At 44.4% G+C, this 11,316-nt stretch carries 11 protein-coding genes; 4 read left to right on the forward strand and 7 right to left on the reverse strand.

Annotated features, from left to right (window positions below; all coding sequences use genetic code 11):
* Positions 1-262 precede the first annotated feature (262 nt).
* From B4G94_RS26285 to B4G94_RS26295, 3 genes are all read left to right on the forward strand, one after another.
* The gene (locus B4G94_RS26285; RefSeq protein ID WP_286863073.1) at positions 263-757 is read left to right on the forward strand and encodes a hypothetical protein; all 495 of its coding nucleotides are present in this window, start codon (positions 263-265) and stop codon (positions 755-757) included.
* Positions 744-1,013 (forward strand): hypothetical protein, encoded by a 270-nt coding sequence (locus B4G94_RS26290; protein WP_286863074.1) that lies wholly within the window; start codon positions 744-746, stop codon positions 1,011-1,013. Before B4G94_RS26285 ends, B4G94_RS26290 begins: the two co-directional genes overlap by 14 nt.
* A 139-nt stretch (positions 1,014-1,152) precedes the next feature.
* Positions 1,153-1,830, forward strand: a complete 678-nt coding sequence (locus tag B4G94_RS26295; RefSeq protein WP_286863075.1) for a YiiX family permuted papain-like enzyme — start codon at positions 1,153-1,155, stop codon at positions 1,828-1,830.
* A gap of 28 nt (positions 1,831-1,858) precedes the next feature.
* On the opposite strand, the gene B4G94_RS26300 is transcribed toward B4G94_RS26295, so the two are convergent.
* The 7 genes from B4G94_RS26300 to B4G94_RS26330 form a co-directional block, all read right to left on the reverse strand.
* Positions 1,859-2,851 (reverse strand): Gfo/Idh/MocA family protein, encoded by a 993-nt coding sequence (locus B4G94_RS26300; protein ID WP_286863076.1) that lies wholly within the window; start codon positions 2,849-2,851, stop codon positions 1,859-1,861.
* Entirely contained in the window at positions 2,844-4,055 is a 1,212-nt protein-coding gene (locus B4G94_RS26305; RefSeq protein WP_286863077.1) for a M20 metallopeptidase family protein, read from the reverse strand. Before B4G94_RS26305 ends, B4G94_RS26300 begins: the two co-directional genes overlap by 8 nt.
* Positions 4,056-4,120: 65 nt before the next feature.
* A complete protein-coding gene (locus B4G94_RS26310; protein ID WP_286863078.1) occupies positions 4,121-5,686 on the reverse strand; it encodes an SLC5 family protein in 1,566 nt (521 codons plus the stop codon).
* Complete coding sequence (locus B4G94_RS26315) at positions 5,667-7,058, reverse strand: hypothetical protein (protein ID WP_286863080.1); 1,392 nt, start codon at positions 7,056-7,058, stop codon at positions 5,667-5,669. Before B4G94_RS26315 ends, B4G94_RS26310 begins: the two co-directional genes overlap by 20 nt.
* A gap of 3 nt (positions 7,059-7,061) precedes the next feature.
* Positions 7,062-7,832, reverse strand: a complete 771-nt coding sequence (locus B4G94_RS26320) for an SDR family NAD(P)-dependent oxidoreductase (protein WP_286863082.1) — start codon at positions 7,830-7,832, stop codon at positions 7,062-7,064.
* A gap of 13 nt (positions 7,833-7,845) precedes the next feature.
* On the reverse strand, positions 7,846-9,024 hold the full coding sequence (gene dgoD, locus B4G94_RS26325) for a galactonate dehydratase (RefSeq protein ID WP_108633152.1): 1,179 nt from the start codon (positions 9,022-9,024) through the stop codon (positions 7,846-7,848).
* Positions 9,025-9,032: 8 nt separating this feature from the next.
* A complete protein-coding gene (locus B4G94_RS26330) occupies positions 9,033-10,355 on the reverse strand; it encodes an aspartate aminotransferase family protein (protein ID WP_165308148.1) in 1,323 nt (440 codons plus the stop codon).
* A gap of 159 nt (positions 10,356-10,514) precedes the next feature.
* Here B4G94_RS26330 and B4G94_RS26335 point away from each other — a divergent pair.
* Positions 10,515-11,316: SMP-30/gluconolactonase/LRE family protein (locus B4G94_RS26335; RefSeq protein ID WP_286863084.1), on the forward strand; the 802-nt coding region annotated here is incomplete at its 3' end.

Genomic DNA, 11,316 nt, shown 5'->3' on the forward strand with positions numbered 1-11,316 from the left:
TTGATTTTCAACTAAATAATTTAAAACCCTAAAACTATTAATTCATTTAAACATAAGGTTATCCTATACTTAAAATGACAATATAGTTCAATTATCGTAGAACGGCGTGAAAGTAAGAAAACAAAAAGATGGAGAAAGTCGCAAAAAATTGGCTGAATATGGGGATAGCATCTTTCATTGAAAAGCTGATCTTTGTCCTTGAGACAAACAGTCAAGCGAATTGATCACAATCGTTGACTGTCAAAAAGGATAAAATATTCGCATGAACACATCAGATTTAATCAATAAGGATATCGAAGCTATTTTACAAATTGAATATCAGGACATCACGCAGCTGGTCAAAGATTATCAGGACGTTCCGATCAGCGAGGAAAATCAGGAAGCTTTATATGCCTATAACCTGCTTTATATGAATATACATTCTTTATCGGAACAGGAGTATTTTGATGCGTTCAATCAATTAGGTGAAAAATATCCCAATTATGGTCTCGCGGGAGAAAATGACCACAGCAGAACAATTGCCGAACTGGAAGGATCGAAACAGGCACTCAGCCAATTAAGTTTACAAACCCAGCAAGGGCAATATTTACTTCAGCTCAAACTCAGCGTTATTGAACTGGATATACAAGTGTATCAAAAATTGATGCAATTGCCGATTACACCTGCCATTCAAGCAGAAATAGACCTACTGGAATCAGATGCCTATAAAATTATAGATGAAATCAACACAATTTTCGCACAATATGATGATGAATAAATTGTCTTTCGTTCGAGCATTTTTCTTGAGAACCTCAGCGTACATTTCCTGTTTACACGTCAGTCTAAGTACACTTTTAATACCACTGGAGGCCTTGGCGACTTCTCCTGATCAACGGAGACAGCAGCCGTTCAGTTCTTATTCCATCACTGACGACGCTTATTTACATTATAATCTACCGGTAAACGATAGCAGCTATCTTGCTATGGCACTGAATCGGCACAACCTGTTCCTGCGCACAAATGTGGAGTCATAACATACTAATAATCGCTTAAATAACGTTATCAAATTATTATCGGACAAGTAAATCCGTCAATTAAGCCGGTACGTTTTACGTCTTGTTGGAATAAACACTTATTGGAGATTTAATCATGCTATCTTAAAGCATTATAACCATGAAAAAAAAAGCTGTATTTGTCCTATTGTTAATTTGCGGCCTCTTGATCGGGCGTGCTTATCTCCGGATCAATGAAACAAGAGCCGAAACTGCTTCTACTGGCAAAAACGTTTCAAACCGTTCAATTTTACCGGAATTAAAAGATGGGGATATGATCTTTCAATCCTCGATCTCCCCCCAATGTAAAGCTGTACAACTAGCGACTCACTCGCCTTATTCCCACTGTGGGTTAATTTTTCATGAACAGGGAAAACCATATGTACTAGAGGCTGTTCAGCCCGTAACAGTTACCAGCTTGACAGATTGGATCGCTCGAGGAAAAAACGAACATTATGTCATCAAACGACTTAAAGAAGCAGACAAAGTACTATCGGCGGAGGTTTTAGCTAAAATGAAAGGGATCGGTGAGGGATTTTTGGGTAAAAATTATGATGCTACATTCGAATGGTCGGATAACAGAATTTATTGTTCGGAACTGATCTGGAAAATATACCAGCGGGGGGCCGGAATTGAAGTAGGCAAACTGGAAAAACTCAAAGATTTTGATCTCAGTAGCGCCGAGGTCAAAAGCAAACTCAAAGAACGTTACGGCAATCAGATCCCTTTGGAGGAAACAGTAATTTCACCGGCATCGATTTTTAATAGCGATCTTTTGACAACAGTAGCAAGCAACTAAACAAGCCTTACACGACATCGGCTTCGAATTAGCCTACCTTTTGCAGTTTAACGGGCGCGCCACCATTCAATTTACTCTGTTCCGCAGCATCAATAAAAGCACAAATTGCTAAGGTTTCCCACTCATCCACAGGACTTTCCCCTGTTTGAAAAAAAGGAAGTATACGATCGAGCAGGGGACCATAACCCATAAATTGTCCCAGATGAACAATCTGATCTCTCAGAAAGACGGTACCACCAAAATCATCCTTCCCTTCCCGGATACCGCGAACCGAGGCAATCCGGCCATCATCCCATTGACCAATGTACATGGAAGTCCCCCTTTCCTGTACCGTTCGCACCGTTATACAACCCGGCCCCATTAAGGCAAACAACATTTCCACTGCATGAATTCCATACCAATACAGATCCTTGTGCGACGGATCCGTGACAGCCGGACTATAGACATCAGCTCCAACAACTTTACTTTTATCAAGCTCCTGCAGGCCTACAATGTAACGTAATGAACTGGAGGAAAAAACAGGGCAACCGTATTTTCGGGCAGCTTCAAATATTTTTAGGGCATCGGTATACGAATTGGCTATAGGTTTATCGATAAACAAGGGTTTTCGAGCCCCGAGAACCTCAAGAGCCTGTTGTAAATGCAGGTTTCCATCGTTCGTCTCCAAAAACACATAATCCACTTGTTTGAGCAGCTGAGCAATACTGGAAACAATCGAGACGCCATATTGCTGAATTTCGGCCGTGATCTTGGGAATACGCTCCGCGCTAAGCGCGATCGTTTTACTACCATAAGGATAAGCCGCAACAACCGAAAATTGCCCATATAAACTATCGGCACTGGCCGTATTGATCGCTTTTGTAAAAGCAATGGAATGCGTACTGTCCAAACCGATAATGCCGATTTTTTTCTTCTTCGGCTTTGGTAATATCAGGTTGAATCCTTCTTTAGAAAAATCTGCCTTTGTTTGAAAAGAAAGCCCCAACGGCAATAAAGAAAGTAAGAAATGTTTTCTATCCATTGGACTCATTCAATAAGGAAACAGCACTATTCACCAAAGCTGAAATCGCCGTCTTAAACGCCTTTTCATCAAGATTGAACTGTGGATTATGAAGCCCATATTGGGTATTGATGCTGTCATTATTCGTGCCCACCAACATAAATAAAGCGGGGTACCGGTATGAGTAATAAGCAAAATCTTCTGCTGCCATCCAGATTTCCAAATCTTGCACGACTTCATTTCCCATGCTTCTTTGTAGGATATCTTTTACTTGCCCAGTCAATTGGGGATCATTGTTCAATGCAGGATACCCATGGCGCACTTCCACATCCGCTGTCGCGCCCAAGGCCTCGGGCAATGTCCGGGCAATTGTCGCTACAGTCTCCAACGCCTCCTTGCGCCAGGTTTCATCCATGGTACGAAAGGTACCAGCCAACTTGACCTCTTCGGGAATGACATTCGCTGCACCATCACCAATAAAACGGCCAAAAGTCAATACAGATGGAATATCGGGGTTTGCCTTACGACTAACCAGCTGCTGTAAAGTGGTCAGCAACTGAGCGGCAATCATAATTGGGTCAACGGCACGATGTGGCTCGGCCGCATGACCGCCACGTCCTTTAATGGTAAAATAAAACTCATCGCTTGAAGCCATAAAGCGCCCCGGGCGTAAGCCTATTTTCCCTAAAGGTACACGTGGACTGACGTGCAAACCCAAAACAGCTTTGATCTTTCCACCGAAAGACTCCAAGATACCAGACTGCAAGATCTGGATCGCACCTCCGGGAATCTTTTCTTCCCCTGGCTGAAACAAGAGCACAATTTTTCCTGAAAACTCGGTTTTATATCCCTTTAAAACAGTAGCGACACCCAATAGATTTGCCGTATGAAAATCGTGACCACAAGCGTGCATAACACCTTCATTTGTGGACTTGTATAGCACATCATTCTGCTCGTGAATAGGTAATGCATCAATATCAGCTCTCAAAACCACGATATCCTCACTTAAGGACTTTTCGCCCTCAAGCACGGCAACCACACCTGTATTGGCAACAACTTTAAACGGAATATCGAGCCCGGTCAACTTCTCTTGGATATATGCGCTGGTCTCATATTCCTGAAAAGACAGTTCAGGGTGCTGATGGATATGCCGACGGATCGCAACAATCTCCGGGAAAATAGCTTCAATTTCAGCGTCTAATTCTTTCAACATAGCATTCTTCATCGATGTATTGGTAAAAAGATATTTCAATTACGATACTTTCATAAGGAATCGTCCAACAAGTTAAGTTAAAAATAGCGCACATAAAAATACAGCACCATCACTGTAATAATGATCCACCAGAGGGTTGGATTCCGAAAGCCACGGTAAGAAGCTCGATCCCCTTTGGGCATCTGAAACGAATCGCGTGTCAATATCAGATTTTTCAAACGCGCTTCCGGAACGGCCGGTGTACATAGACTGACCAGTACACAGGCGATCATACAGGTCCAGAACACAATGCCGGTTCTGTTAAAAAATGGCATGTCAGGAAGTAAATACTCCAAAAGCAACGAAAGTGGAATGGTCAATAAGCCAGCCATTAATGCGCCCTGTGCCGTAGTCCGCTTCCAAAAGACCCCCATCAGAAACATGGTAGCGATACCCGGTGTAAATAAACCATACAGATTCATCAGGTAGAGAAATACAGGTTTGTCGGAATAACTAATCAATACGACAGCACTCATAATACCAAGTACAATGATGACGACTCCTGCACGTTTACCAAAACGAATCGCTTGATCATCAGTGGCGTTCTTATTGATGTATTGACTGTAAATATCCACCGTGAGTATGGTAGTACACGAATTTATAGCGCCTGAAATATGGGACATAATCGCAGAGATGAGACCAGCCATGACCAGCCCGATCAGCCCTTTAGGCAACAGTGTTTCTACGAGCGTCGCAAATAACAGATCCGGCTGATCCAAATGCGGTAAAAATTTGGGTGCTACCAAAGCGGGGATGGTTATGATCAGTGGCACCAGAAATTTAAGGTAATCACCGAAAATAACCCCCATACGGCCATGCCATTCATTTTTTGCTGCCAATACACGCTGAACAATAAATTGATTGGTCGCACAATAGAATACGCTGATACAAAGCAAACCTCCCAGATACATTGTCCAGGGAAAATCGGGATCAGACGCCGGATAGAACATCTTCCAGTCTTTGGATGATTCCACGACGGACTGAAATCCGCCCGCCGCATTAATGGTAGCGAAGGTCAGGACGATACCGCCGAGCACCAGGATAACTAGCTGCACCATTTCGGTCCAGATAACGGCTTTCAGCCCTCCTAATACGGTATACAAGCCCGTCAAAATCGCCATCCCGAAAATACTATATAAAATGGGAATACCAAATAAAGCATGTAAGGAGAGTCCGCCCAGATAGAGCACCGCACCGATCTCCACAAATACGTAGGTAAATAAAATCAAGATTGCATAGAGTACCCGTGTGGCATTTCCATATCTTTTTTCAAGATATTCTGGAATTGTATAAAAACCATTGCGGATGTAGAAAGGCAGAAATATCCAAAGCAGCGCATTAAAACCGATCAATATGGCCCCCCATTCCAAAGTGATGGCCACAAACCCACGGCTATAGGCCGCTCCCATGGCGCCGACAAGATGATGGCTACTGATATTTGCGGCAATAATACTCCCTCCGATCATCCACCAGGGCAACTTATCACCAGCCAAAAAATAGTCCCGTTTGGACGAAGAACTTTTTTTCGAAGCATATAATCCCAATACGACGATACCGACTATGTATACCGCAAAAATAATGACATCAATCCAATCTAGTTTCATCGGTCAGTAATGTTTGAATTCCTAATTTCGTTTGTTCAATAAGTATCTCTAGGCTACCCCGTTCGTAAGGACTCTGCCATACGGCATAGATATCTTTATCATAGAGCTGCGCTGGCGCGAGGTAGCCCACATAACCATTGGCGATATTGATAAAGACAATGGTATGATTGGGAAATTCGGCCCGTATAATTGACTGGTAACAAGAGTATGCTTCATTGGCCTGAGCCACCAAAATCGCGTCCCCCATTTTCCAGAGCCATACCGGAATGTTTGCTTCGCGCTGATCGGCAATGGTTTTGCGGGTATTGTATTTTCGCCAAAGGCGGTCTTTTATAACCCGATCCGAACAGCTTTCGTACTCCTCGAAAATAGACTCAAGGCTCGGTAAGTTTTTGTAGGGTACTTGAACCGTATGCACAAGTTGCTTAAATTCAGTCGATAGCACCTGTTTCTGAAAACTCCAACAAGCCAAAGGTGCTCCCGAAATTAACGCTTTGTCAAACGCCCAACGCTGAGCTGCATGATCCTCCTGAGCCAACGTTGCAAGCACCGCATAGCCCAACTGTCGACCATTGGCTTCGACCAAAGCAGGATCTTTGACATATTGACGCTTGGGAGCCAGATCACCTGATGCGCCCTGTAGGAACAAACAGGGAACTTTCACGACCGCTTCCACCGTATGCCGCATTTCACCAACAAAATCCGGAGAAAGCAGTTCATTTTCGTAGGCAAAGCTCGTCGGATGACAGGCATAATTGCAGATCAACGCTTTCAATTTTTCGGTGTTATCGTATACACGTCCGAGCAATAAGGTATGATCAGATTCTTTTACAGGATTAAACCCAATGAGGTATTTGCCATTAAGTTCCAGATCCCGATTACAGGCCAGATCACATACTCCATAACTCCAATGTAAACTTCCTTCGAACAATTCATCCTTTGCCTGCTGGATACAGCTGATCGCCTGCGCTTTTAAGAATTCCAGATACGGTAGAATCAACTCACCTCCGGGTTGATGTATATCCGTAGAACAGATACTGGGGCCAGCATGCGTATGTGAAAGTGTAAAGACCAGCTGTGATGCTGTCAGATTGAAATGATCAAGCAATGCAAAACGCAATGTCCGTTCGTCTTCCGCATTTTTCCACCAGCCCAGATCGGCTGTCAATATAATGGCAGGTGGAGAATCAATAGGCGCCATATAGAGACAATGCATCAGCAAGGGCTGGTGCACACCAACAGCCCGATCAGCAGTAGCAGCCCCCCAATTGCGTGAGTAGATCCCTAAGGTAGGTGTAATATCGCATTGGGCAAGTCCAATTTTGGCCTGTAAACCACCTGTTGTTTCTTTTCTTGGATCCTTTTGTTCCATGATCTAAGGTCTAATTAATGAGAGTCCCCCATCCAGTACGATACTTGTCCCCGTCATCTGTCTGCAATTGTGGGAGCATATCCAAAGCACCTGTTTGGCGATTTCCTCCGCTTCGAGGATATCCCCCAGCGGCACTACCGCGGCAGCCTTTTTTTGAAGCGCGGCATCCTTGGACCAAACCATTTTACTCAACCCCGCGTTGACATAACCGGGTGCAATTTCGTTGACACGGATTCCATCAACAGCATATTCGAGCGCCATGGCTTGACAAAGCATCCGTAAGCCAGCTTTGGAAACACTGTATGCGGGCAGGTTCTGATGCACGGCATGCCCTGCCCAACTACCCAAAAAGACAATATTCCCGCGAACACCAGTAGCAACAAATGATTTCGCACAGGCGTTGGCCAGAAAAAAAGCACCATCCAGATTGACTGCCATTTCATTTTTCCATGCCGCATTGCTGAGCTCCCGAAAATTTTGAATCGTGACACAGGCCGCATTGGCAATACAGATCGCTATTGTTCCGAGCTCCCGCTGTATACGATCAACCCAAGCCTCTACCTGATCAGCATCTGAGACATCAACCTGATCGTAAAATAAGTTGGTCTGAGATTCATCGAGCAAGGGCCAGCGCTCTTTCGCGAGCGCTGGCACAAAACGATCCGCAATACAGACAATTGCCCCCGACGTCAGGAAAGCCCCGGCTATTGCCCTGCCAATATCACCAAGTCCACCACTGATCAAAACTACTTTGTTTTTATATTCTGCTCTCATATCTACTTAAAATCTACCAGTCACCAACACTGCCATCTTTGTAAAATGTACGCTGTAAAATTTCCTGCTGGAACGGGTGCTTTTTCACTTCTTCTTCATTGATTTCAATACCCAGACCGGCACGTGTATTGGGGAGGACAATACGGCCTTTTTCTTGCACCGTAAATCCTTCACTGACGACATCTTGCCGCCATTCAACATCTTTGTGAACACTTTCACAGATAATGTACGAAGGTGTTGCAAAGCCCAACTCGATAGAGGCAGCTGTGCTTACAGGTCCCTGTGGATTATGCGGCGCCATGGACACGCGATAAGCATCCGCCAAAGCAGCTATTTTACGGGCTTCGGATAATCCACCGCAATGTGTAATATCAGGTTGAATAACACTTACCGCACGTTTTTCAAGCATATCCCGAAAAGCATGCACACCGATCAGGCGTTCGCCGGAAGCGATAGGTGTTGCCACTGCCCGTTGGATCAGGGCGATATCCTCCATGGTTTCGGGCCAGCATGGCTCCTCAAAAAAGTACAGACCATAAGGTTCCAGCGCTTTGGCAAATTGCATGCCCATGCGTGGGCTAGGACGTGCATGACAATCTACCATAATATCGATATCATCACCTACGGCATCGCGCATTGCCTTTACACAGGCTTCAGCATATTTAATCGGACGAAGCCCTTCTAGGGACATCGTTTCCGGAACAGCCATGGATTTAAAAGCCGTAAAACCCTCATCAACGGCTTTTAAGGCAAGATCGCCAAAACGTTTAGCGTCGTCCGGTGCTGTTTCGTAAAAATCTTCCATTCGGCCACCACCCAAATGACAATAGAGACGGATATAATCCCGTACACGACCACCCCACAATTCATGACAGGGCACGTTATGAATTTTACCTAAAATATCCCATAGGGCGATATCAATACCACTGATTGCCGTTCCGCGGACAATTCCGTTCCCATGCCAAAAATGCTGGCGGTACATCATCTGCCACAGATATTCAATGCGCCGTGGATCCTCGCCGACCAACAGCTGAGATATATCTTTAATTGCACCAACGACACTTTGTGTATGCCACTCCAACGTCGCCTCCCCCCAACCCCAAAGTCCGGGCTGATCGGTTACAATTTTAACAAAAATCCAATTTCGCATGCGCGCATGGCATACAAAGGTTTCGATAGCGGTTATTTTCATAGTTAGGGTTACAAAGTTTTTATTACACGTGCTGTCGCTTCTAAGGTCCGGTCAATATCATCTTCCGTATGCGCAAAGGAAATGCTTCCCTGCTTAATTGCAGCCGGGAAATTAAAGATCCCTTCTTTTATGAGATTTTTGCGGTAGCGGATATCCAGTTCGAAATCATGATTATCCAGAATATCGTGAAAATTAAGCGGCGCATGATCCATAAAGTAAGTACAGAAGGCCGAGCCTTGACGAGCGACAAAAAATGGTATGCCTAATTTAGGAAATATTTCCTGATATCCCTGTTCCAAACGTGCGCCCAAACGTTCAACATGCTTATAGACTTGGTGCTCAGGACTAGAAAGTTTCTTCAATGTTGCAATTGCCGCAGCCGTAGTCAACGGAAAAGCATTGAATGTTCCCGCAATCATGACCCGCTTGGCTTTATCTGGATCAACAAAATAATCCATATACTTTTTCTTTCCCGCTATCACGCCCAAAGGATAACCATTCGCTACCGCCTTTCCAAAGGTGGAAAGATCTGGCTGAACACCACAAATGGATTGATAACCACCTAAAGCATGTCTAAATCCGGTCTTTACCTCATCAAAGATCAACAAGAAACCCTGCTCATCTGCGAGCTTACGAAGTCCTTCCAAGTATCCCGGTTGCGGCTTTACGATACCAATATTCTGTAAAATAGGTTCCAATAAAATACAGGCTACCGAATACTTCTGCAGCACATAGCGAACACTATCCAGATCATTGTAATTGATGATATGTACCAGATCACTATGGTTTTTGGGAACCCCGGCACTCAGTGAGTCAAATGGGTATTCACCAGGACTTTGATAAGATCCGATATCAGCTTTTTGACTGATTACATTGCAGGCCACATCATTATGCCAACCATTGTATCCGCCCTGCATGACGATGATATGATCGCGTCCTGTTACCGCTCGGGCGATCCGGATCGCATGATAAGTGGCCTCGGATCCCGTTGTGGTGATCTGCACGCTCTCGGCATTGGGCACCGATGCACAAAACAGTTCCGCAAACTCCCCTTCCAATAAAGTAGGGCCTGCTCCCATCAGCACCTGTTGTTCCTGAAGCGTCTTCAATACCGCAGCATTGACATCTGGATCATTATGACCAAGAAAGGAAGCGGCAAATCCAGCCTGATAATCGATATAACTATTTCCGTCGATATCCTCCACATGGCTACCATTTCCCTTAACGAAGCAGATATTGGGATCCGACTTTCTGTTCAACGATACCACACCTCCTGGTATCCATTTTGCATTCTCGCGCAGTATTGCGGCTGATCTTTCGTTTTCTTGCATGCTTATTAAAAGTTTTGCTTTTATTATTTTTATAATTGGGGTGACTGCTTCGTATCTAATCCGTGATACAGCAATCTTGTATTTAAATACATACTGTTTTATGTATACCAAATTACAATATTTTTGTATACATTTAAAATAAATTTTAAAATAATTCAGATGAACATACTTATTGACGACCTACATTTTCCAGAAGGCCCCGCCTTTGATCATCAAGGCAATATATGGCTGGTAGAAAAAAATGCCGGCAACCTGATTCGTTACCGGGACAACAAGTACGATCGCATACCTGTTGACGGGCATCCCAACGGAATTGCTGTTGCGCCAGACGGAACAATCTGGTTCTGCGATGCATTACAAAACAGCATACGTAGGTATAATCCCACCGACAACAGCTGCGACACCCGCCTTAATAAACTGGACAACAGGGTATTAAAAATGCCCAATGATTTATGTTTTGACAGCAAGGGAAACCTGTTATTTACCTGTCCGGGAAGCGAATTGACAGATGGAACGGGCTACATCTGCTGCCTACGGACCGATGGCACCGCTCAGGCAGTCCATCAGAACATGTACTATCCAAACGGGCTAGCCTTTGCCCCCGACAGCAGCAAACTATACCTTGCTGAAACAGGCAGTAAATGGATCTGGAAAATGAACTGGAATGCCATTTCATGCCAAATGGATTCCATTGAAAAATTTGCACTTGCAGGCGGACAGACCGGACCCGATGGGATCGCATTTGATGAGGAAGGCAATTTATTTGTTGCCATATATGGCTCTTCGCATATCTTAGTACTGGATCAATACGGTACAGCCACTGAAAAAATTCAAACATCAGGACAAAACCCTACCAACTGTGCGCTAGACCCATCCGGGGCGATGGGATTAATTATTACAGAAGCAGAAAAGGGTCAATTACTCCGACTGAATCACATAAAAAAGAGGCTGTCTCAAATTT

The organism is Sphingobacterium sp. UBA7625 (genome assembly GCF_002484085.1).
GTDB classification, from domain to species: Bacteria; Bacteroidota; Bacteroidia; order Sphingobacteriales; family Sphingobacteriaceae; genus Sphingobacterium; species Sphingobacterium athyrii.

What these genes read in the sequence shown, in the direction of transcription:
- B4G94_RS26285 (WP_286863073.1), top strand. Translation starts at nt 263, where the DNA reads ATGAACACATCAGATTTAATCAATAAGGATATCGAAGCTATTTTACAA.
- B4G94_RS26290 (WP_286863074.1), top strand. Translation starts at nt 744, where the DNA reads ATGATGATGAATAAATTGTCTTTCGTTCGAGCATTTTTCTTGAGAACC.
- B4G94_RS26295 (WP_286863075.1), top strand. Translation starts at nt 1,153, where the DNA reads ATGAAAAAAAAAGCTGTATTTGTCCTATTGTTAATTTGCGGCCTCTTG.
- B4G94_RS26300 (WP_286863076.1), bottom strand. Translation starts at nt 2,851, where the DNA reads ATGGATAGAAAACATTTCTTACTTTCTTTATTGCCGTTGGGGCTTTCT.
- B4G94_RS26305 (WP_286863077.1), bottom strand. Translation starts at nt 4,055, where the DNA reads ATGAAGAATGCTATGTTGAAAGAATTAGACGCTGAAATTGAAGCTATT.
- B4G94_RS26310 (WP_286863078.1), bottom strand. Translation starts at nt 5,686, where the DNA reads ATGAAACTAGATTGGATTGATGTCATTATTTTTGCGGTATACATAGTC.
- B4G94_RS26315 (WP_286863080.1), bottom strand. Translation starts at nt 7,058, where the DNA reads ATGGAACAAAAGGATCCAAGAAAAGAAACAACAGGTGGTTTACAGGCC.
- B4G94_RS26320 (WP_286863082.1), bottom strand. Translation starts at nt 7,832, where the DNA reads ATGAGAGCAGAATATAAAAACAAAGTAGTTTTGATCAGTGGTGGACTT.
- dgoD (WP_108633152.1), bottom strand. Translation starts at nt 9,024, where the DNA reads ATGAAAATAACCGCTATCGAAACCTTTGTATGCCATGCGCGCATGCGA.
- B4G94_RS26330 (WP_165308148.1), bottom strand. Translation starts at nt 10,355, where the DNA reads ATGCAAGAAAACGAAAGATCAGCCGCAATACTGCGCGAGAATGCAAAA.